At 67.4% G+C, this 20,380-nt stretch carries 22 protein-coding genes; 5 read left to right on the top strand and 17 right to left on the bottom strand.

Features of this window, described 5'->3' with window-relative positions; all coding sequences use genetic code 11:
- Positions 1–47: 47 nt before the first annotated feature.
- The 13 genes from BKA23_RS09380 to BKA23_RS09320 form a co-directional block, all read right to left on the bottom strand.
- On the bottom strand, positions 48–1,196 hold the full coding sequence (locus BKA23_RS09380) for a C40 family peptidase (RefSeq protein ID WP_211841637.1): 1,149 nt from the start codon (positions 1,194–1,196) through the stop codon (positions 48–50).
- Positions 1,197–1,212: 16 nt separating this feature from the next.
- On the bottom strand, positions 1,213–1,878 hold the full coding sequence (locus BKA23_RS09375; protein ID WP_145227492.1) for a hypothetical protein: 666 nt from the start codon (positions 1,876–1,878) through the stop codon (positions 1,213–1,215).
- A gap of 73 nt (positions 1,879–1,951) precedes the next feature.
- Complete coding sequence (locus tag BKA23_RS09370; RefSeq protein ID WP_246104542.1) at positions 1,952–3,058, bottom strand: ParB N-terminal domain-containing protein; 1,107 nt, start codon at positions 3,056–3,058, stop codon at positions 1,952–1,954.
- Entirely contained in the window at positions 3,051–3,890 is an 840-nt protein-coding gene (locus tag BKA23_RS09365) for a serine/arginine repetitive matrix protein 2 (RefSeq protein WP_170226444.1), read from the bottom strand. The genes BKA23_RS09370 and BKA23_RS09365 overlap by 8 nt, the downstream gene beginning before the upstream one ends.
- Positions 3,891–4,018: 128 nt before the next feature.
- Positions 4,019–4,381 carry a hypothetical protein gene (locus BKA23_RS09360; RefSeq protein WP_145227489.1) on the bottom strand — a complete coding sequence of 121 codons (363 nt, stop codon included), beginning with the start codon at positions 4,379–4,381 and terminating at the stop codon, positions 4,019–4,021.
- Positions 4,378–5,070 (bottom strand): DUF2637 domain-containing protein, encoded by a 693-nt coding sequence (locus BKA23_RS09355; RefSeq protein WP_246104609.1) that lies wholly within the window; start codon positions 5,068–5,070, stop codon positions 4,378–4,380. The genes BKA23_RS09360 and BKA23_RS09355 overlap by 4 nt, the downstream gene beginning before the upstream one ends.
- Before the next feature lie 56 nt (positions 5,071–5,126).
- Positions 5,127–5,996, bottom strand: a complete 870-nt coding sequence (locus BKA23_RS09350) for a bifunctional DNA primase/polymerase (protein ID WP_170226443.1) — start codon at positions 5,994–5,996, stop codon at positions 5,127–5,129.
- Between the two features lie 11 nt (positions 5,997–6,007).
- Positions 6,008–7,111 carry an ArdC-like ssDNA-binding domain-containing protein gene (locus BKA23_RS09345; RefSeq protein ID WP_211841636.1) on the bottom strand — a complete coding sequence of 368 codons (1,104 nt, stop codon included), beginning with the start codon at positions 7,109–7,111 and terminating at the stop codon, positions 6,008–6,010.
- A 245-nt stretch (positions 7,112–7,356) separates the two neighbouring features.
- Positions 7,357–7,779 carry a helix-turn-helix transcriptional regulator gene (locus BKA23_RS09340; RefSeq protein WP_145227486.1) on the bottom strand — a complete coding sequence of 141 codons (423 nt, stop codon included), beginning with the start codon at positions 7,777–7,779 and terminating at the stop codon, positions 7,357–7,359.
- Positions 7,780–7,784: 5 nt separating this feature from the next.
- On the bottom strand, positions 7,785–8,651 hold the full coding sequence (locus BKA23_RS09335; RefSeq protein WP_145227485.1) for an EamA family transporter: 867 nt from the start codon (positions 8,649–8,651) through the stop codon (positions 7,785–7,787).
- Positions 8,652–8,662: 11 nt separating this feature from the next.
- Positions 8,663–9,328, bottom strand: coding sequence for an FMN-binding negative transcriptional regulator (locus tag BKA23_RS09330; RefSeq protein WP_145227484.1), 666 nt, complete (start codon positions 9,326–9,328; stop codon positions 8,663–8,665).
- 1 nt (position 9,329) lies between these two features.
- Complete coding sequence (locus tag BKA23_RS09325) at positions 9,330–10,091, bottom strand: B3/B4 domain-containing protein (protein ID WP_145227483.1); 762 nt, start codon at positions 10,089–10,091, stop codon at positions 9,330–9,332.
- Entirely contained in the window at positions 10,084–10,692 is a 609-nt protein-coding gene (locus BKA23_RS09320; protein WP_145228409.1) for a helix-turn-helix domain-containing protein, read from the bottom strand. Before BKA23_RS09320 ends, BKA23_RS09325 begins: the two co-directional genes overlap by 8 nt.
- Before the next feature lie 215 nt (positions 10,693–10,907).
- Here BKA23_RS09320 and mobF point away from each other — a divergent pair, with 215 nt between their 5' ends.
- The 3 genes from mobF (at position 10,908) to BKA23_RS09305 (ending at position 15,491) form a co-directional block, all read left to right on the top strand.
- Complete coding sequence (gene mobF, locus BKA23_RS09315; RefSeq protein WP_145227482.1) at positions 10,908–14,513, top strand: MobF family relaxase; 3,606 nt, start codon at positions 10,908–10,910, stop codon at positions 14,511–14,513.
- Between the two features lie 211 nt (positions 14,514–14,724).
- Positions 14,725–15,120 carry a sulfate permease gene (locus tag BKA23_RS09310; RefSeq protein WP_145227481.1) on the top strand — a complete coding sequence of 132 codons (396 nt, stop codon included), beginning with the start codon at positions 14,725–14,727 and terminating at the stop codon, positions 15,118–15,120.
- On the top strand, positions 15,117–15,491 hold the full coding sequence (locus BKA23_RS09305; RefSeq protein WP_145227480.1) for a recombinase family protein: 375 nt from the start codon (positions 15,117–15,119) through the stop codon (positions 15,489–15,491). Before BKA23_RS09310 ends, BKA23_RS09305 begins: the two co-directional genes overlap by 4 nt.
- A gap of 50 nt (positions 15,492–15,541) precedes the next feature.
- Here the strand turns inward: BKA23_RS09305 and BKA23_RS09300 are convergent, their stop codons facing one another.
- The 4 genes from BKA23_RS09300 to BKA23_RS09285 form a co-directional block, all read right to left on the bottom strand.
- Positions 15,542–15,898 carry a helix-turn-helix domain-containing protein gene (locus BKA23_RS09300; RefSeq protein WP_170226442.1) on the bottom strand — a complete coding sequence of 119 codons (357 nt, stop codon included), beginning with the start codon at positions 15,896–15,898 and terminating at the stop codon, positions 15,542–15,544.
- 128 nt (positions 15,899–16,026) lie between these two features.
- Positions 16,027–17,007, bottom strand: coding sequence for an aldo/keto reductase (locus BKA23_RS09295; RefSeq protein WP_145227478.1), 981 nt, complete (start codon positions 17,005–17,007; stop codon positions 16,027–16,029).
- Positions 17,008–17,060: 53 nt separating this feature from the next.
- A complete protein-coding gene (locus BKA23_RS09290; RefSeq protein ID WP_145227477.1) occupies positions 17,061–18,083 on the bottom strand; it encodes a zinc-dependent alcohol dehydrogenase family protein in 1,023 nt (340 codons plus the stop codon).
- Positions 18,071–19,237 (bottom strand): multidrug effflux MFS transporter, encoded by a 1,167-nt coding sequence (locus tag BKA23_RS09285; protein ID WP_246104608.1) that lies wholly within the window; start codon positions 19,235–19,237, stop codon positions 18,071–18,073. The genes BKA23_RS09290 and BKA23_RS09285 overlap by 13 nt, the downstream gene beginning before the upstream one ends.
- Between BKA23_RS09285 and BKA23_RS17985 the strand changes: the two genes are divergently transcribed.
- Both BKA23_RS17985 and BKA23_RS09280 read left to right on the top strand, forming a co-directional pair.
- The gene (locus BKA23_RS17985; protein ID WP_246104619.1) at positions 19,152–19,424 is read left to right on the top strand and encodes a hypothetical protein; all 273 of its coding nucleotides are present in this window, start codon (positions 19,152–19,154) and stop codon (positions 19,422–19,424) included. The two genes, BKA23_RS09285 and BKA23_RS17985, sit on opposite strands and share 86 nt — an antisense overlap.
- Before the next feature lie 53 nt (positions 19,425–19,477).
- Positions 19,478–20,368 (top strand): helix-turn-helix transcriptional regulator, encoded by an 891-nt coding sequence (locus tag BKA23_RS09280; protein ID WP_145227475.1) that lies wholly within the window; start codon positions 19,478–19,480, stop codon positions 20,366–20,368.
- Positions 20,369–20,380 lie beyond the last annotated feature (12 nt).

Below are 20,380 nucleotides of genomic sequence, written 5' to 3'. Positions count from 1 at the left end.
TAGGAAGTTCACACTCCGCAGGTGCGCGACCCCAACCGGCGCGCCAGTCAGGACGACGGTTCGGCGATCCGGCGAACCGTGGCCGTCTGGCCGGTGAACATCGAGAGGGTGCCGTAGCCGACGTTCTGCCCCGTCTCCGGCGCTTGGAGGATGCGATCCCCACCGAGGTAAATGACGACGTGGTGCGGGACGCTGGCACCGGGATACGTGTAGAAGATGATGTCGCCCGGCTGCTTATCGGCCCAAGTGACGGGTTGGGTTTCGTTGATTTGATCGCCGGTGTAATGCAACAGCCGGACTTTGCCGTTGGAGGCTTGGTAGGCGGCGTACATGACCAGCCCGGAGCAGTCGAATCCCGGCTGGCCGTCCGCTGCCTCGCCGGAGGGGCCGGTGTAGGTTCCGCCACCCCACACATACGGCAGCCCGATCTCTTTCTCGGCGGCGGCGATGAACGCTCCGGCGAACCCTGGCGGGAGGTTCCCGGTGGTGCCCGTGATGCACTGGCTGCCGGTGAGGGTCACGCCGGTGAGGGTGCTGGCGATCTTCTCCGCGACCGGCTGATAGTTCGCATATCTCGTGGGGTACTGCGAGACCTCGACTGCTTGCGCTGCCGCCCCGAGCGAGAGCGATTGCCAGTTGGGGATGTCCAATAGCCCGGCCGGGGAGCCGTGGTTGGGGCCGTCCGGCCCGCCGTAGAACGCGCGGCTGGACCACACCGGGTCCATCAACTCCGCCACCGTTCCCCATCCGTCCGGCGGCTGCATCTGAAACAACCCCAGCGAAGCGTCATTGTCGCCGTCGCCATCGTTGGGGTAGTTCGCGGACTGCGGGTAGACGGTGGTGTTGGCGAGGACGCGCAGGGTGGACTCGGTGAGCGCGGCCATCAGCGCGATCACCTGGCCGTTGGCGGGGATGTTCTCGCTGTTGCCGACCGCGATGATCGTCGCCGCCCGCACAAGCTGTGTGTGATCGAGCGTCACGGTCTGCCCGTCAGCGGTCGTGGCCGTGAGGCTCTGGGGCACGGTGCCGCTGACCGGCATTGACGGCCCCGACAACCCGCCCGCGTCGGTAGTTGTGGCGCAGGTGGCGGCGTCGGTCGTCGCCGGATCGAACATCCCGGCCAACGCGGTCAGGCCGATGCCGGGGCCGAGGAACACCACCGCGACCACCAGGCCGATCAGCACCTTGCGGACCATCACCAACCCCGTCCCGCTAACCGAGGGGATCGTTGAGTTGTGAGAGGCGCAGGGTGTGGCAGTCGGGCCATGCCGGGCTGCACGCCTCAAAGATCGTGAAGCTCACCGGATCGGTGGTGGATGCCGGTTGGCCGTACCAGACGCCGGTTCGGTGCAGGGTTCCGGTAATTGTGATCGCGGTCGTGCCCGGCCGAACCTGTCCGTGCGCCTCGGCCAGCGCTTCGGGCCACAACGAGGGCACGGTCGCGCTGGCGATCGTCAGATGCTCGATGACCTTCATCGTCGCCAGCTCCGTCCACTCATCGGTGGTCGGCTCGTAGCTGGCTACGTCCCCGACGAGACCAGGGATTTCGTCGCCGGAGGGGTCCGCGTCCGCCAACACCGGGGCCGTGTAATCAGACGGCGCGTACCCGGTGATCGTGGACCAGTCAAACAACGCGAAAGCGACCGCCTTGGCGTAGACGACAGGGTTGTCGGTCTTGGGCAGCGTTGCCGGGACCGGACCCGCCACACTTGACGGGTTCTGCGTACCCGATGGGCTCGATCCCCCGTGCCGGGTGGTGGTGTGGTTTGGGTGCGCCGGGCCACGAACGAGCCCGTAGACGCCGACGCCGACGGTCGCCAATACGACGACACCGACAACGGTGAGGACAACGATCAGACGACGACGCGAAGCAGGCACGACAGGCTCCCAGGGCAGATCACGAATGGACAGGTCGCCGTTCAGGTGCGCGGCCCGCGCCCGACGTGCCGCTTCAGTCGGTGGCTGCCCGCGGTGGTCGATCCTCGGCCCCCGCGTCGCTTCGGTCGGCGGTGCGGGCGGTTGCGATGGCCTCGATGAACGCCACGCTGCCGTCCAGGCAGTCCCGTAGCCGCTGCCATTGCTGCTCGGATAGTCCGGCGGCGATCTCGGCAGGGTCGTAGTGACGCCACCAGCCGTCCATCTCATCCACGGTCGTTAGGAACGCGCGTAGCCCGTAGTGTTTGACCGCCGCCAGCCGCAGCCCCTCGCTGTCGTCGTCAGGGCTCGGGTTGGTGGCGCGGGCGATAGCCGCTTGCGCGGCCTTGACCAGCTCCGCGGGCGGCTGGCCCAGGTCCAGGCCGTCCAACTCGCCCGCGGCAAGCACCCGCACCATCTCCGGCTGGGCAGGGTCGTCGGCCAGGCGACCGAGCGCGACGGTGCTGGCAGCGGCTCGGACCGTCAGGTAGTGGCCGTAGACCGTGCCGTCCGCCTCCATGCCTGCCAGCTCCCGGCGCGCAATCTCTCGCACCTGCTTGGGGGTGGCCGGATCATCAGCGAGGCGTTGCACTTCGCTGACGTGATCCAACGATCGTGATGAATCGCGGCCGGTGATCGCTCTGGCCGCCTGTTGGCGTGCCTTGCCGACCGTGGCCTCACTGTCCGGTGGCGGGTTTGACGGTGGTGGCAATTTGCCACCACCGTCACTTCCCGGCTGATGGCGCGGGTTGCGGTCCGCGGTGAACTGCGTGGCTTGCTGGCGGCGGGCGGCGTCCTCGGCGTAGAGCCGCTTCAGCTCCGTGTAGAGCGCGGCGGCCTCGGTCGGGGTCAGCGGCTTGCGAGCCGTGTTCTCGTGCTGCTCGGCCAGAACCTCCGCCAACCGGGAGGACACGGTGGACGTGATCCACACCTTGACGCGCCCCCAGCCGAGCTGTCTGACCGCGGCGAGGCGGCGGGCACCGCAGACCAGCGTCCCGTCCGGGGTAATCGTGATCGGTTGCAACAGGCCGAGTTGGTGGATCGAGGCGCACAGCTCGGTCAGGTCACCGAGATCGCGGCGGACCCGGTACCCAACTTGGATCGACTCCACCGTGCGGTCCAGCTCCACACCACCGCTACTCACCCCAACCACCCCCAGCCGGGGAGACGCGGTTCGAGGGGCGGGCGGTGAGCGTGGCTCGCACGAGGCGGTTGTCATCGAGCAAGTCCCGCACGCTCTCACCGAGCAGCAACCGTGCGAACACGCCCTTGCGGGTCGGGCGTCCGGGCTGCGGACGGGAACCGAGCAATACCCCGAGCAGCCCGGCCCAGGCGGCGCGGTCGAGATCGAGTTGAGCGCGCATCGCAACGTCCCGGCGCAGCGTCTCGTACCCGGCCTGGATGCTGCCCGCATCCGCTAGGCGGGCGGCGATGTACTCGACCGCCGTGCCCGCCAACGACTCCGGCCAGCCCAACAGCCGCAGGAACATGGCGGCATCGGCCAACACCGGCTCCGGTCCGGGATCGGTTCCCGACCCGAGGGTCGCTGCCTCAACGGTGAGGTTGTCGGTCAGCTCCCCGGTGCGCAAGGGGATGTCGCGCTCGGCGTGCTGGCTACGGCGAGCTTTCTCGGTCGAGGTCAGATGCCGCTCGGCGTGGCTCTCGGCCGAGAAGCTGACCTGCACGGCGCGGGTGATGACCGCCCACGGATCGGCGGCGTGGCGCACGCCGTTGTGGCGCATCGCTAAGAACGCCGCCGTTGCGGCCTCGCCGGGGTCGCGGTGCCAGCTCCGTGCCAGTGGCTCGTACTTCTGGATCGTGTACGCGAGCAGCGCGGTCGCTTCGGGGTCGGTCTGCCATGCCCCCTCTCCGGCTTGGCTGAGCCGGTCCAGTAGCGCACGCAACCCTGCCGGGCTGGCGAACGCCAGCTCAGAAGAAGCAGGGTGCGAAGGCGGGTGGATGGGCATGGCAACCATCAGGTGCGCATCCCGTGCCACCTGGACCGCCGCAGACCAGCAAGGGTCCGCCCGTAGGGATCAGCTCATCGACACCGCTCCGGGCAGCTCACGCGATCCGGCAGCACAGGGCACGCGGGCACGAACGGTCAATGGCCGATCACCGACCGGGCTGCGACCGGGGCCTGTCCCTCGGTCTGCCGTCCGAACGCCGACAGCGGAGCCAACCGCGCTCGGACGTGCTCGCGCACCTGACGGTGGGCCGCAACGTGCGCGGCGACCGCCCCAGCGGAAGCCCTCGCTGCCACGCGGGCGGCGAGGTCGGTCGGGCGCACCCACTGAACCGTCACCCCATGCCCATCAGCCGCCGTCCGCGGGTCGCGGCCAGCGGTGCGCTTGGATGGATCGTGGATCGCCAGCAGATGTCGCAACGATTCAGTCCGATCGGCCTGCGGATCGTCGTGCTTGCTGCGGTGCCCGCCATCTGTGGGGCGGGTCTGTTCTGTGCTCATTGTTGTCTCCTTTCCTGCACATTTCTCGTCTCGTCGGCCTCGTCAGCGCCCGCCTCCAATGCGGGCGCTACCGGCGGGGCCGTCAGCATCCGCGCCGGGCGGGACTTCAACCAGCGGCCCACCGTCGAGGGATGCACCCCGAGCCGCGCCGCGATCTCCCGGTTCGTCAACGACGTGCCCGCCCGTAGCCGCAACGCCTCCCCAACCCGACCGTCCTCATCACCCCTGCCCGTCGGCTTCGTCGCCCGCGCGGGACGCTGTACCGGATGAGACGGCGCGCCAGCCGTTGCTCTCGGACGCGGGGCCGGGTGGCGGGTCAGCTCGACCGTCAGATGCGTGATCGCGACCAGCACCACCGGAGGAACCGCGGCAACGAGAGCGGCGAGCACGGACGGCACCTTGGCGTCGGCGGTCACGATCGCGTGGCTGGCGTTCGCCAGCACCGACACCGCCGCCCCCGCCGACAACAGCAGCCACGGGTAGCGCGCGGCGTGGCGATCCTGGCCGCTGCCACTCACAGCGACGACCGAGACGGTGGCAACGACGATCACGCCATCAACGATCAACGGCCACATCCACGCCCGATCCGCCGGAATCCCACAGTCACGCGCCAGCGTCGACAGGGACGTGAACGACAGCCAGAACGCGCCCAACGCAATGAATACCGTGCCCGCGACCGCGACCCCCAGCACCAAACGGCCCGAGCCTCGCGGAAGGATCACGGCCGCGCTCGATGCCGTGGGACTCATCGGCCCAACCCTCCCGCCATGCTCGCGGTCGGCACGTCGCGCTGCCGAGCGGTGGTGCGATAGGCGGACGCCAAGGTGGCGTCGATCTCGCGCTCACCCAGCCCCGTCCGCCCGGCAGCCGACCCGAGCACGAACCGGGCTTCGTCTTGGGGGACCCCGGCCTCAGCCTGACGGCACGCCGCCCAGAACAACGCCCGGTTGCGGTTGCCCTCCGGCTGAGCGGCCAGCCACGTCCCCAGCCGCTCACCAGACCGTCCATCCCACGCCGTCGCCGGTCGCCGAGCCGGGCGCGGACGCGGCGGGTCCAGCAGACGCCGCAGCTCCTCAGCCTCGACGGGCTGCCGGTCACGGCCCGTGGCAACCAGCCGATACCCCCGCCGACCGCCATGCCCGTCAACAACGTAGGAAGGCGGGGCGATCACATACCCGCCCGCCCCGCGAAAATCCACATGCGCCTTTGGCAGCGCCCACGACCGCTGCTCGCGCCCATGATCGACGGCAAAGTAGAGATGCACCCCGCCGGACGGGGACTGGATCAGCACCGCCCAGCCGTCCACGAGCCCGGCCTGCCGTGCCCGGCGTAGCGCCGGAAACCCTGATCCGCTGGGATGCACGTCGATGTCGAGCACGTCGAACCCGCCTGGCAGGCCGGTCGCAAGGCCGATGTTCGCCTGCGGCCAGCGCCGCCACCAGCTCGCGACCCGCGCCGGATCGGCGGTCGCGTCGGTCAAACCGTGCTCGGTCAATGGCCGCTTCTCACCCGGCACGCACGGGAATACCGCCATGCTCGCCCGTGCGTACGCCATCGCGGCATCCGGCAGCGACAAGGTGCCCGCCGCAGCCAGGGCATCGACCGGCGTGCTCATGACGGGCGGGGTCACCATCCGACCACCGCCGCTGGCTCCCGAACCTCTACCGGCATAGCCGCTGGACGGGCGCGGATCGAAGCGACACGCTCTGTGCCCGAACGCTCCCGCGCTCGCTCCCCGCTACTGCGATCAAGGCCGGGAGGGTCACCGTCCCCGACCGTGGGCTCAGGTAGCCCGTCGAGGATTGCCAGCGCGGTCGTCCGTGCCCGCTCGCCCGTCGCGCGGATGACCTCCAACGGCGAGCTGCCCTCCACCTGCGAGGACCACCCGGCAACGTAGGGGACCGTGTAGTCGGTCGAGTCGAGCCCGAAGCTCGCGCAGATCATCAGCGCGACCGACTCGGCCTCGACCTCACCGATCCCGCGATGCAACCCCTCCGGGCGACGATCCTCATGCCCCAACTCGATATGCGCCAACTCATGCGCCAACGTCTTGACCCTGGCCGCGTCATCCATATCCGCCCGCACCTGCACCGAGCGCGCGAGGAAGTCCGTCACGCCGTTCGCGCCGCCCAGCACCACCGCATCCGGTGCATCCGCCAGAGCGAATCCGCGCTCGCGGACCTGCGCGGCCAGACCCTCCCACAACCCGGCCGGTGCCTCACCGGCCAGCAGCACCGGCCGGGGGCGCTCGGGGATCGGCTCGCCGCTGGTCTGGGTCACGTCCCACACATACGCGGGCTTGACGCCGACCATCTTCGAGCGCACGACTTCACTCGGCCGCGGCTTCTCACCACGATCAAGCCGCCGCCACGACTCAGGATCAGCCGGGTTGGTGCTCGCGAACCGAGCGGTCACCGGGGCGTAGATCATGTACCCCGACTGGCCCTTGGCTACCTGACGGCCGAGCTTCTTCCATTGCTGAAAACCCGCGACATACGACGGGAACGGCTCACTGACGCGCCCTTGCTCGAAAGCGTCCTGATGCTGGGCGAAGATCAACAGCGTGTTCGCGAACGACCGCGACCGAAACCTGGCCGCGAACCGGACCGCAGCCGCCCAATCGGCATCGGACACCAACCGGCCGACCGCGCCCTCCAGCCGCCCGGACAGCTCGGTCAGTTTCGCTTCACGAGCCTCCCTAACTTCCTCCGCCGTCATGCGCGCTGCCATCACATACCTCCCGACCTGCACCAGCCGCCAACCGGCGGCACATCGGGAGTCAGGTACGCACAGCGAACCCGGCCATCATCCTCTCCACACGATCAACGACTCAGCAGGCCATCACCCACCCATACACCCGGCTACGACGAAACTCTCGCGCACGACTCCACTACGGCCCCCAGCTCCAGAAATACGAGCCCTGGATCCAGCCGAAACACCAAGAACCCGGCCTGCGGGGCCTCCGCTGATCGCTGCTAGCCGAGCGGTGGGGTCGTCTGTTGGCGGCGGTACTCGCTGGGCGTGACGCCGTAGTCGGCGTGGAAACAACGGCTCGCGTAATCCGGGTCCGTCCACCCGGCCTGACGAGCTGCCTCAGCGACCGACAAGTCAGTCGTCGCCAGCAACTTGGCGAGGCGACGGAGGCGCATCTGGCGAAGGTAGGCCATCGGGCTCATCCCAACCGTCGTCACGAACGCACGCTTGAGCTGAGAACGGGACAGATGCACTTCCTCAGCCAGTCCATTGAGCGTCCACGGCTCCGCCAGACGATCACGAAGCACACCGACCGCAGTCACGACATGCCCCCTGACGACGCCGCGCTTGGCAGATGTCGAGCCGGGCGGCGTCGAGTTATCGCAAGTGTTGGAGTGAGGGGGATTTTCGTTTTGGGTGTTCATAGCGCTCAGACGACTTGCGCTATGCGTCGGCCGCCCCGTTGTGCGCCCGTACCTGCGGTCACGACGAGGATCAGGCCGACAAGTTGAGTGATCGAGGGATCTTGGTGTAGCAGGAGTAGTCCGAGCAGGACTGCGGCAGCGGGTTCCAGGGCCATCAGGGTTCCGAACGCGCTCGGCTTGATTCGGCGCAGCGCAAGCATCTCCAGGGCATAAGGCAGTACGGGGAGCAGGAGCGCGAGTCCGGCTGCGGCGGCGAGCGTTTCAAGGGTGATGTGACCGATGGCTTGGTGGACCCCGATGATGGCCGTGGTTGCAGCGGCGAGCGGGACGGTGATTGCGAGCCCTTGAATGCCGCTGAGGCGGTCTCCGACATGTTGGGTCAGAAGGATGTAGACGGCCCAGCAACCAGCAGCGCACCCGGCCAGACCGATGCCAGCCAGGTCGATATGGCCATGCCAGGGCTGAGCAAGGAGGGTAACCCCGGCTGCTGCTAACGCGGGCCAACACAACGCTCGTTTGTTGTGGCTGCGAACGGTGGCGACGGTGAGCGGCCCAAGGAACTCGATCGCTACAGAGGTGCCGAGCGGGATGCGTGCGATGGCGGCGAGGAACGTAGCGGTCTGCACTCCGGTCGCAATGCCGAGACCGAGCAGGGCGGGTAGGTCGTGGCGACGGATCGCGCGCAGCGGGGGTCGCGCCACCGCCAGGAAAACGAGCGCTCCGATGCTCAGCCGCAGCCACGCGGTTCCGGCCGCGCCGACCTTAGAGATCAGATGGATTGACAGGGCCGAGCCGAGCTGGACCGACAGGATCGCCGTGACGGCCAGACTCCAAGGTGGCACCGGAAGGGTTCGGGCCGTGCGGGTCGCCATGCTATGGACGGTCAGGACCGCTGCCGAAAGGTTTGCCAGTCACCGATCGCCGCGAGTCGGCGCTGTTGTTGGGCAGCGACGGCTTGGTCGAGCCCGCGGTCGCGGTGTTTGAGGTCAGCGCTTACGCGCTGGCGGTGCTCGATCGGGTTATTGTCGTCGTACTTGAACTTGGCTTCGACCCGCACTACCGCTAACCGCAGACCGCGGATACCCGGCAGCATCCGGCCATACGGCGGCTGGTCGACCTCGACAGCCACGTGACGGCCTTCGGGCTGGAAGTCTGCGAGCTGGGCGGTAAGGATGTCCACCTTCCCCTGCGGATCATCAACGACCGTAGGTTGACACACGAACTGCACCGCGGCGTAGTAGCTCGTGGGTACCCCATCTTCGTCAGGCCCGCCAGCCTTCGCGCGCCAGTACGTTGGGATGTAGGCGTAGTCTCCGACCACAGCCAACGTGACCTCGCTGGCTGCTTCCAGGTGTTGCCAGACCGGGTTCGGGCGAGCCAAATGGACCAACAACTCATTCTCAGCAAGCGTGAAGTGCGTCGGTACGAGCACCGGGGCGTGAGCCGGTTCGAGGTTGTTCACCGCGAGGATGCCGAAGCGGTCCGTCGTCGCTAGCCAAGCGCGCCACTCGGCTGGACTCGTCGCTGCGTCCCAAGGATGAATCAGCATGTCAGTCTCCTTCTGTCGTTATGGCACCAGCCGGGTGGCCTGGCGCTGCGATCAACCGGCGAACGGATTGCACGTCGGGTCCCAGCCGAGCCAGATGCCCGACCAGATCATCAGCCGCGGCCGTCAGCGCCGCGTCGCTCAGCGGGGCCAGGGCGTCGAGGATGAACAGCGCCGTACTCGTCTCGTCGGTCAGTTGGGTGCGGCGCGTCTGACGCCAGTTCCAACGTCGGCAAGTGACGCCACCGTCGTCGCACCACACCACCTCGCCAGGATCGGGGTAATCGATCACCGTCTCACCGTTGGCGACCGTGGAGAACGGCTCGCTGCCGGTGGCTCGGATTAACCGCGGCGCGGCGTCATATCTGCTCAGGTCCTCTCCGCCGAGGGGTAGTTGGTGCAGTACCGAGATCGCGTTGTACACATCGGTGAGCCGGTTGACTCGTGGCAGCCCTGATTCGGTCGCGGCGCGTCGTAGTAGTGCTTCCAGGCTGTTGCGGGTGCGCTGCGGCTTGGCTCCAAACGCCCGATACGCCTCTCGCCACGCCGCCACGTGCTCGACGTCCTCCACCGGACGATTACGCAACATCTCACGGGCCGCAGCCTGCGCAGTCTCAACCAGCGCGCCGCTCATAGCATCGCTCGAACCGGGAATGATCCCCTCAACCGCGACCAGCATCGCCCGGTAATCCGACCGAAGCCCGAACACCGCCCCGTCAACGCTGGCGCCGGACAGGAACCTCTTGAGCCGGTCAAGATCAGACATCGGGAACCTCCACCTGGGTCGATCCCGACCCAACGCCCGGCTCGAACACAGCCAGCGAAAACTTTGCTGGCAGATCACCGGAATTGGCGTAGCTATGCGGCACATCGCCGTCGAAACGGATCGCGTCACCGACACCGAGACTGATCGACTGACCTCCGACCTCGACTGTGATGTTGCCCGCCAGAACTTGGAGAAGTTCCTTGGTCCCGGCGGCGTGCGACTCGCTGGCGTGCCGGTCCCCAACTCCCAGCGTCCAATCCCACAGCTCCACGACATCTGGCGGATCGGTACCAGCAACCAACACCCCGCGGCCACCGCACTCGCCGCTCCACAGCACGGCCCCTTCACCAGCACGAACAAGCCTCACCGGACGCGACCGAGGCGGCTCGACCAACGCCGGTAGCCCAACCCCCAGCGCATCACTGATCCGCAACAACGTCCCCACGCTCGGGTTCACCACCCCCTGCTCAACATTGACGAGCATTCGGCGGCTCACCCCCGCAACCGACGCCAACTGATCCAAAGTCCAATGGCGCGACTGGCGCTCCTGCTTGACCCTGCCTCCGATCGCTGAAGCGAGATCGGCTGTATGGCTATCCATGAGTGCATCATACTGCACTCGTGGTGCAGGGTTTCGTGACGCTGCTGGGCAACATCGCCGCGATGCCTTCCAAACTCGACTGTTCGACGTAGAGATCGAGAGCGCGACCGGCACTGTCGACCCTTGTCCCGACCACTGGGCGCGCATCGCGGACCACGTCCCCGCTAGGCCCCCAAGCCTCCCAGCCGGTCCAGCCGCTGGACCTAGCACACCTCTTGCACCACGAGGTAACCCCGGCGCACCTGACCGGCGTGACGGTCTCGATGCGAGTGATGTCCGCCGGGGACGGCTACAAGTACCTACTCCAGTCCGTCGCCGCCGGCGACGACGACCGCCCGCTGACCACGCCCCTGATCGCCTATTACGAAGCGTCGGGAACGCCGCCCGGCTACTGGCTCGGCACCGGCGTCCACGGCCTCGGCACCAACGACCGGCGGATTCAGCCAGGCGGGACGGTGAGCGAGGACCATCTGCGGCGTCTGCTCGGCCAGGGACACGATCCTGTCACCAACGAGCCGCTGGGCCAGGCGTACAGCAAGTTCAAGACCGCCGAGGAACGGATCAGCGAACGGGCTGAGCACTTGGACCCGAACCTCCCGCCGATTGAACGGTCGGCGGCGGTCGAGCGAATCGAGGCCGAGGAACACGAGCGCGGCACCCGCCGGGTCGTGGCGGGGTATGACTACACGTTCTCGGTCCCCAAGAGCGTGTCCGCTCTATGGGCCGTTGCAGACGCAGCCGTGCAAGCCCGGATCGTTGCGGCGCACCACGAGGCGGTTGCGGACGTGGTTGCGCTGATGGAGCGCGACGTTGCAGCCACCAGAGTCGGACACGCCGGAGTTGCACAAGTCGCAACCCGCGGGCTGATCGCAACCGCCTACGACCACTACGACTCCCGCGCCGCCGACCCGCAGCTGCACACGCACGTCGTCGTGAGCAACAAGGTCCAGGGCGAGGACGGCAAATGGCGGGCGTTGGACGGGCGACCGATGCACCAGGCCGTCGTCGCGATCTCCGAGCATTACAACGCCGTGCTGGCCGACCGCATGACCCGCACGCTCGGCGTCGGCTGGGCGCAACGCGAGCGCGGCCGGGACCGGAACCCGGCTTGGGAGATCGTCGGCGTGCCCGACGAGCTGATCGCGGAGTTCTCATCGCGGAGCGCGGCGATCGACGCGGAGACCGACCGGCTCATCGACACCTACCTCAGCGATCATGGCCACCGCCCTGACACGAGGACGATCTTGCGACTACGCCAGCAAGCCACGCTCTCGACCCGTCCAGACAAGACACACGGATCACTGGCGGACCTGACCGATCAGTGGCGCAGCCGTGCCGACCGCGTGCTCGGACAGGACCCAAGAGCCTGGGCAGGAGCCTTGATCGCTAACCGTGCGCACCCCTCGATCGTCAGCGCCGAGGACGTGAGCCGGGACGAGTTCGCAGCGCTCTCTCAGGCAGTGGTCGAGCAAGTGCAGGAGAAGCGCTCGACCTGGGGACGGTGGAACCTGTCAGCGGAGGCGTCCCGGCAAACGATGGGCCTACGGTTCGCGACGGTCACCGACCGGGAGGCGGTCATCGGGCTCATCACCGACACCGCCGAAGCCATGTCGCTACGGCTCACACCGCCCGAACTGGTCGCCGCCCCGGCCGCGTTCACCCGGCCGGAAGGGTCCAGCGTGTTCCGGCCCCGTCACGCGATCCTCTACACGTCAACCGCTCTGCTCGCGGCTGAGGACAGGCTGCTCGACCTCTCTCGCGCCACGACCGGACCGGCGATCGACCAGGCCGGTGCGGCTCAGGTTGCAGACTCCCCCGATGAGCAAGGCAGGGTGCTGTCGTCCGATCAGCGCAGCGTGGTCGAGCGCATCGCAACCTCCGGTCGCACCGTGGACGTGTTGGTCGGCCCGGCGGGAGCAGGCAAGACGCTCGCGCTCGGCGGCCTACGCCGGGCGTGGGAGGCCGAGCGCGCGCCGGGCAGCGTCATCGGCCTCGCCCCATCCGCCGCCGCCGCCGAAGTCCTGGCCAGCGATCTCGAAATCAGCACGGAGAACACCGCCAAGTGGCTCTACGAGCACGATCACGGTCGTTGGGACCTGACCGCAGGGCAGCTCGTCATTGTGGATGAGGCGTCCTTGGCAGGGACGATGCTGCTCGACCAGCTCGCCACCCACGCCGCGGACGTAGGGGCGAAGGTGTTGCTGGCCGGTGACCCCGCGCAACTCGCCGCCGTGGACGCGGGTGGTGCGTTCGGTCTACTCTTCCGCGACCGCAACGCGCACGACGACGATGGAGCGCCGGAGCTGGCCGACATCCGCCGCTTCAAGAACGAGTGGGAGAAGGCCGCTTCGCTGGCCCTCCGCCGGGGCGATACCGATGTGATCGACCTCTACGACGAGCACGGCCGGATCATCGACGGCGACCACGACGACATGCTCGACGCCGCCTACCGAGCCTGGCAGACCGATGTGGCGGTGGGGCGGTCGAGCATCCTGATCGCGGAGACCAGCGACACCGTGACCGCCCTCAACAACCGAGCGCGTGTCGATCGGGTGCTCGCCGGTCAGGTCACGGTCGAAGGAGTCGCCCTGCACGATGACACGGTTGCCGGGCGAGGCGACACGATCGTCACTCGCGACAACGACCGCCGCCTCACCACCGGCAGAGGATGGGTGAAGAACGGTGACGCCTGGACTGTCATCGAGAGTCACGAGGACGGAAGTCTGACCGTGCAGCGGCCGGGCTCGCGTGGGCGACGCGGCCGGGTCACGCTGCCCGCCGCGTATGTGGCCGAGCACGTCGAGTTGGGTTACGCGATCACGGCCCATAGAGCGCAGGGCGCGACGATGGACACCGCGCACTTGGTCGTCCACTCGTCCTCGATGACCCGAGAGGCGTTCTATGTCGCCATGACCCGCGGCCGGTTCTCCAACGTCGCGTATGTCGCGACCGATGAGGCCCATCTTGAGGAACATCAGCACACCCCCGGCTACGAGGATGACGTCACGGCCCGCACGATCCTTTACGGCGTGCTTCAGCACGAGGGCGCGGAGAAGTCCGCGCACGAGACGATCGAGGTCGAGCAGGAGAAGTGGTCGAGCATCGCCCAGCTCGCCGCTGAGTACGAGACCGTCGCCCAAGCTGCCCAGCACCAGCGGTTCGCCACCGCCGTCGGCAACAGTGGCCTTCCCGACGAGCGGGCGCGAGCGGTTGTGGGCGGGGAGTCGTTTGGGGCGCTGATCGCGCAGCTCCGCCGCACCGAAGCCGAAGGGCACCAGCCCGAACAGCTCTTGTCCCGCGCGGTCCGCGCAGGCGGGCTCGACGATGCCAACGACCCGGCCGCCGTGCTCGCCGCTCGCCTCGCCCGGTTGACCGCCGCCCGAGCTGGCGGTACCCGGCCACGCCGTCGCCCTCGCTACATCGCCGGGCTGATCCCCGAGGCCACCGGGGCGATGCCCGCCGACATGCACCGCACCCTCACCGAGCTACAAGACCTGATCGAACAACGCGCCACCGCGCTCGCCGGTCAAGCCGTCCAAGAAGGTCAGGCGTGGGTGCGCAGGCTCGGACCACCACCGACCAACCCGGCCCGGCGCGCGGCATGGCAGCAGCAGGTCCGCATCGTCGCGGCATACCGCGACCGCTACGGAATCACCGGCAGCGATCCGCTCGGACCCACACCGAGCGGTCAAGGTCCGCGGCTCGACTACCAGCTCGCCGACGCTGCCGCCCGTCGAACACAAGCAACCGGGAGCGACGAGGCTCGGCGGCGGCGTGGACCGGAGCAGCAGATCGACTCTGGCCGCGGGCTTAGCCGATGACAGACAGCACCGACTCGACTCCGCACACCTTGGGTAGCTCAAGACGGGGTTCCATTCCGCTACCGGCAGCGCTATCCTGAAACTTGGCAGAGAATATCTATCGACGCTTCGGCGCTGCACCCGGCTCCGGCCTGGGTTGCCCTCTTTTCCTGGACTGCCACTCCCGCAAGCTGACGCGCCTTGGCGTGTCTGACCCAGAAAGAGGGCCGTCATGATCTTCGCAGCCAGTTGGGCACTCAGTTCCCGCCTCTACGGCCTGGCACAGCGGTTCTGCCCGAGCAACATCGTCATCCGTCGCGTCCACACCCGCACCGGGCTCAAATGGGGGCCGCTCGTCGGCCTCGCCGGGATCGTCGTCTACGGGTCGGTCATGGTGGCCGCGGGCACGATCGTCCGGGACGGTGGGCCGGGCTGGATCAACCTGTTCTTCATCATCGGGTTCTGGAACACCCTTCGTTTCACCGTCCTGATCCCCGTCTCGGTGGTCCGTCTGTTGCGGGTTCGCCATCAGGAGAAGGTGCTGCTACGTGACTGGCAGCGCATCCACACCGCCAGTCCCGAGGCCGAGCGCATGGGTGCCCGCGTACCGGCCGCCCAGGCGTCATGAGCGCCGAGGACTGGTCACCGAGCGACCTGCCCGCCGTCTCCTACATCCGCGTCGCACCCACCACCACCGACCAGGCGGCACACGAGATGGAGTGCCAGCGGGCGCAGATTGCGCTTGCCGCCGATCGGCTCAGGTTGCGGATGGCCGACGAGTTCGTGGATGTCGGCTATTCCGGGATGAGCACAGACCGCCCCGACCTGAACCGTCTACTCGACCACGTAACTGCCTACCGGGTCGGCTACTGCGTTGTCGCCACTCGTGATCGGCTCTCCGAGGACCCCGAGCACATGGCCGAGATCGACCAAGCGCTGGACGACGCGGAGGTCGCGATCGTCATCGCCGCCGACCACATCGGCCCCGCAGCCACCTGACCACAATCAGCGTTGCTGTCGGCAGGGTCCTGGCGTAGCGCTACCGCCTACTACCCGAGGGGCGATCGCGTCTGCCGACGGCGGTATTCGGTGGGAGAGATGCCGTAGTCGGCGTGGAAACAGCGGCTCGCGTAATCCGGGTCGGTCCACCCGGCCTGACGGGCTGCCTCAGCGACCGACAGGTCAGTCGTCGCCAGCAACTTGGCGAGGCGACGGAGGCGCATCTGGCGAAGGTAGGCCATCGGGCTCATCCCAACCGTCGTCACGAACGCACGCTTGAGCTGAGAGCGAGACAGATGCACTTCCTCAGCCAGTCCATTGAGCGTCCACGGCTCCGCCAGACGATCACGCAACAACTTGACCGCAGCGACGACGTGACCACGGACCACACCGTGCGGTGAGTTCAAGACGCTATGACCCTCGCACCCAACGGCTTGAGCGTCAGCATCATTCGGCGTTGGCTTTGACTCTGTACGACAGCTTCCTTTCATTGCATTGCTTGGGGTCGAGGGGGCATCTTGTGGCTTAGCGCTCACTACCAGGCGTAGGACTGTGGCGCTTGGCCGGGGCCGGGCCAGATGCGGTCGAGTTCGGTGAGGGTGTCGGTATCGAGTTCGATGGAGGCCACGTGCAGGTTGGCTTGGAGTTGTTCGGGAGTGCGGGGGCCGGAGATGATCGCGGGTACGACCGGCTGGTGCAGCAGCCACGCCAGGGCTACCTCCGCAGGGGTACGGCCAAGTTGGTTGCAGAGCTTCTGGTAGGCGGCGAGCTGGTCGGCGTGCTCTTTTGCTTGTGCCTGGACCTGCGGTGCCTTGCGACGCACCGAGTCGGCGTCAGGCGTGACGGCGAGTAGCCCGGCGGCGAGTGGGCTCCAGGGGATCAGGCCGATGCCGAAGTAGGAAAGCGCGGGGACCAGTTCCTGCTCTACGGCTCGGTTGGTGAGGTTGTACAGGCTCTGCTCGGATACCAGGCCAAGGAAGTTCCGTGACCGCGCGATCATCTGAGCGGTCGCGATGTCCCAGCCGGCGAAGTTGCTGGACCCGACGTAGGTGATCTTCCCTTCGGCGATCAGTTGTTCCATTGCCTGCCAGATTTCCTCCCAGGGGGTTGCCCGGTCGATGTGGTGCATCTGGTAGAGGTCGATGTGATCGGTTTGCAGCCGCCGCAGGCTGGCCTCGCAGGCCCGTTTGATGTGGTAGGCGGACAAGCGCCGGTCGTTAGGTCCGAGTCCCATCGGCTGGTACACCTTGGTGGCGATCACGATGTCGTCGCGGTGGCCGGAGCGCTTGAGCCACCGGCCGATGATTTCCTCTGAGGTTCCGTATCCCTGCGCCATGTCGGGGGATTGCGGTCCGCCGTACACGTCGGCGGAGTCGAAGAAGTTGATGCCTTGGTCAACCGCGAGGTCCATGATCCGAAAGCTGGTGTCCTCGTCGGTGGCGTCACCGAAGTTCATGGTGCCCAGCGCGACTCTGCTTACCAGCAGACCTGAGCGTCCTAGGTGTGTGTAGTCCATTTGTTGCTTCTGCTTCTTTCTCTGTCGTGAGTGCGTTAGTGGTGCGGGCGAGGTCAGGGCTGGAGTAGTGCCTTGATGGCTTGGCGTTGGTCCATTGCCCGGTAAGCGTCCGCGGCATCCGCGAGCGGGAGTCTCAGGTCAAAGACCTTGCCGGGCTCGATTTGCCGTTGCCAGATCAGGTCGATCAGCTCGGGCAGGTACCGGCGTACCGGCGCGGGGCCGCCGTGGAGGTGGACGCCGGAGAAGAACAGCTCCTCTCCGGGGAGGGTGACGTTGTGGGAGACGCCGACGTAGCCGACATGCCCGCCAGGGCGGGTAGCGCGGATGGCTTGCATCATCGACTCTTGGGTGCCGACCGCCTCGATCACCGAGTGCGCGCCATAGCCGCCTGTCAACTCTTTGATGATGGCTACGCCGTCGTCGCCGCGTTCAGTCACGATGTCGGTCGCGCCAAAGGTGCGAGCCAACTGTTGGCGGGACTCATGGCGGGACATGGCGATGATCCGCTCCGCGCCGAGCTGCTTGGCCGCCAGCACCCCGAGCAAGCCAACAGCGCCGTCGCCGACGACCGCGACGGTCTTGCCGGGCTTCACCGCGGCAGCGACGGCAGCGAACCAACCAGTGCCGAGCACGTCGGAGGCGGCCAGCAAGGACGGGATCAGGTCCGGGTCGGGCATGGCCGGAGTAGCGACCAAAGTGCCGTCCGCCAGCGGGATACGCGCCCGCTCGGCCTGCGTGCCGATCGCACCGATCAGCTCGGCGTGAATGCAGCGGGACTGGTAACCAGCTTGACAGATCTCACAGGTGTTGTCGGAGGCGAAAAACGAGCCGATCACGAAGTCACCGGGCTTGACGTTCTTGACCTGCGAGCCGATTTCTTCGACCACACCGACGTACTCGTGCCCCATCGGCGCGGGGCCGTCGAGCTGGTCGGTGCCGCGGTAGGGCCACAGGTCAGAGCCACACACGCAGGTGGCGGCCAGGCGGATGATCGCGTCGGTCGGCTGCTCGATTCTCGGGTCCGGCCGGTCCTCGACACGAACATCACCGGGCGCGTACATGACTACTCCGTGCATGGGGCAAGCTCCCTTTTCTTCGTTGCTGTCACAGATGCTTGTTGTGTGCTCCGGGGGCGTGCGAGCACGATGAGCGCGAACACCGAGATGGCGGTCAGGGCAGCGACGATGGTTGCCATCGGTACCGCGGTATGGGCGCCGCCGAGCCCGGCCAGCGGCGCGATCACCCCGGCCATCGTCCATTGCAGAAAGCCTAGCAGGGCTGATCCGGTGCCGGGATGCTCGGGTACCTCACCGGAGGCGAGGGCTCCGGCGTTGGGACCGACGAGGCCCTGGGCGCTCATCAGCACGAAGAACCCGATCAGGGCCACCGGGAGCGGCATCGCGAAGCAGACAGCGCCGACCAGCAGTATCACACCCGCCGCGCCGGTCGCGACCAGTCCGATCCCGACAACCATCCGGGTAGACACCTTTCCTGCCAGCTTGGCGGCGAGCAGAGTGGCGATGGTCAAACCGACCGCGTTGCCCGCGAAGTCCACCGAGTACAGCACCGGCGAGAGGCCGTTCATGGATTGCAGCACGAACGCCGAGGTCGCCACATACGCGAAGATCGCGCCCATCGAGAACGCGAACACCAGCAAGTACCCGACGAACACGCGGCGGCGCAGCACAAGGGCGGTCGAACCGGCGAGCTGCGCGAGCGCGCCGCCGTGTCGACGCTCGGCAGGCAGCGTCTCAGACACGCCAACCGTGACCACCACGACCATCACCACGGCAAGGGCCGCCACTACCCAGAACGACACCCGCCAATGGGAAAACTCCAAGATCGCCGCGCCGAGCAACGGCCCCACGATCGGCGCGATCCCCGACACCCCCGCGACCAGGTTCATCGCTCGCACCATCCGGTCCCCGGAGGTCAAGTCCACCACAATCGACCGGGCGATCACCATCGCCCAGCCACCAGCGAACCCCTGCAACAGCCGCGCGGCCATCATCACGCCGATCGTCGGGCTGAACGCGCACACCACGCTCGCGGCGGCCAACACCGTCAGGGACGCCAGCAGCGGGCGGCGACGCCCAACCCGATCCGACACCGGGCCGCCGATGAGCTGACCGAGCGCCATACCGATGAAGAACGTCGTCAACGTCAACTGCACCTGGGTCGCGGACGCATCCAAGTCCCGGCCGACCCTGGGGAACGCTGGGACGTACATATCGGTCGCCAGCGGCGCGATCGCCGTGATGAGCACCACCGCTCCCAACACAGTCGCGCTCAACGCCATCTCCTTGGAGGCGTCTGGCAGCGGGCGCTCGGTGGTCAAGGTCATCACGTTCCTCTCGGGCATCGGTTCCCTCTCAATGGAAGCGCGTGAATCGACCCTGAAGAAGGCCCGGTCGTGACGTGTACTGGCAGGGCACCCCTCGCCTGGGCGGACGCCGATACCGTTGAGATCATGGACAACAAGGCCGAAGTCCGCGAGTTCTTGGCCTCACGCCGAGCCAAGCTCACCCCAGCCGATGTCGGCATTCCCGACATCGGGCAGCGTCGCGTCCCTGGCCTACGCCGCGGGGAGGTCGCCACCCTGGCCGGGGTCAGCATCGAGTACTACGCCAAGCTTGAGCGCGGCGCGATCGCCGGAGCCTCCGCATCCGTGCTCGAAGCTATCGCCCAAGCATTGCGCCTCGATGACACCGAGCGAGCGCACCTATTCGACCTCGCTCGCGCCGCTGACGGCATCCCCGCCTCCGGCCGTCCCCGACGCCGCGCCACCAAGCAGAGCGCTTCCCGGCCGAGCTTGCACTGGGCGCTCGAAGCGATCACCGATGGCGTCGCGTTCGTCCGCAACCCCCACCAAGACCTGCTCGCTACCAACGCTCTCGGCCGAATCTTCTACTCGCCGCTCATTGGCGACGGCGGTCGCACCCCGAACCTCGCCCGGTTCCAGTTCCTTGACCCGGCCTCCCGCGACTTCTACCCCGATTGGGACCTGTTCGCGCACATGTGCGTCTCGATCATGCGCGCCGAAGCCGGACGCGACCCACACGACCGCTGTCTCCAAGAGCTGGTTGGCGAACTCTCCACCCAAAGCGAAACGTTCCGCCAGCTCTGGGGCTCTCACGACGTGCGCACCCACGGCACCGGCACCAAGCGCTTCCACCACCCCGACGTAGGCGAACTCACCCTCGCCTACGAAGAACTCGCGATCACTGCCGAACCCGGTCTCGTCCTCATCCTCTACACCGCCGAGCCCGGCACAGCCTCAGCGGACAAGCTACGACTCCTCGCATCCCTCGCCGCCGACCAACCGATACCCCACCCCGCAGCCACCCCCAACCAGCCGTAACCCATACCCATT

Source organism: Rudaeicoccus suwonensis, assembly GCF_007829035.1.
In the GTDB taxonomy this organism is placed as follows: Bacteria; Actinomycetota; Actinomycetes; order Actinomycetales; family Dermatophilaceae; genus Rudaeicoccus; species Rudaeicoccus suwonensis.
Note: the sequence above shows the minus strand (reverse complement) of the source record. Positions and strands in the feature narration are given on the sequence as shown.

Bases quoted from the DNA above. Each gene is read 5' to 3' on its own strand.
- BKA23_RS09345 (WP_211841636.1), bottom strand. From the start codon at position 7,111: ATGGCAGCGCGCATGACGGCGGAGGAAGTTAGGGAGGCTCGTGAAGCG.
- BKA23_RS09310 (WP_145227481.1), top strand. From the start codon at position 14,725: ATGATCTTCGCAGCCAGTTGGGCACTCAGTTCCCGCCTCTACGGCCTG.
- BKA23_RS09380 (WP_211841637.1), bottom strand. From the start codon at position 1,196: ATGGTCCGCAAGGTGCTGATCGGCCTGGTGGTCGCGGTGGTGTTCCTC.
- BKA23_RS09325 (WP_145227483.1), bottom strand. From the start codon at position 10,091: ATGTCTGATCTTGACCGGCTCAAGAGGTTCCTGTCCGGCGCCAGCGTT.
- BKA23_RS09365 (WP_170226444.1), bottom strand. From the start codon at position 3,890: ATGGTTGCCATGCCCATCCACCCGCCTTCGCACCCTGCTTCTTCTGAG.
- BKA23_RS09350 (WP_170226443.1), bottom strand. From the start codon at position 5,996: ATGAGCACGCCGGTCGATGCCCTGGCTGCGGCGGGCACCTTGTCGCTG.
- BKA23_RS09340 (WP_145227486.1), bottom strand. From the start codon at position 7,779: ATGAACACCCAAAACGAAAATCCCCCTCACTCCAACACTTGCGATAAC.
- BKA23_RS09280 (WP_145227475.1), top strand. From the start codon at position 19,478: ATGGACAACAAGGCCGAAGTCCGCGAGTTCTTGGCCTCACGCCGAGCC.
- BKA23_RS17985 (WP_246104619.1), top strand. From the start codon at position 19,152: ATGAAGAACGTCGTCAACGTCAACTGCACCTGGGTCGCGGACGCATCC.
- BKA23_RS09330 (WP_145227484.1), bottom strand. From the start codon at position 9,328: ATGCTGATTCATCCTTGGGACGCAGCGACGAGTCCAGCCGAGTGGCGC.
- BKA23_RS09360 (WP_145227489.1), bottom strand. From the start codon at position 4,381: ATGAGCACAGAACAGACCCGCCCCACAGATGGCGGGCACCGCAGCAAG.
- BKA23_RS09290 (WP_145227477.1), bottom strand. From the start codon at position 18,083: ATGCACGGAGTAGTCATGTACGCGCCCGGTGATGTTCGTGTCGAGGAC.
- BKA23_RS09305 (WP_145227480.1), top strand. From the start codon at position 15,117: ATGAGCGCCGAGGACTGGTCACCGAGCGACCTGCCCGCCGTCTCCTAC.
- BKA23_RS09335 (WP_145227485.1), bottom strand. From the start codon at position 8,651: ATGGCGACCCGCACGGCCCGAACCCTTCCGGTGCCACCTTGGAGTCTG.
- BKA23_RS09295 (WP_145227478.1), bottom strand. From the start codon at position 17,007: ATGGACTACACACACCTAGGACGCTCAGGTCTGCTGGTAAGCAGAGTC.
- BKA23_RS09320 (WP_145228409.1), bottom strand. From the start codon at position 10,692: ATGGATAGCCATACAGCCGATCTCGCTTCAGCGATCGGAGGCAGGGTC.
- BKA23_RS09285 (WP_246104608.1), bottom strand. From the start codon at position 19,237: ATGTACGTCCCAGCGTTCCCCAGGGTCGGCCGGGACTTGGATGCGTCC.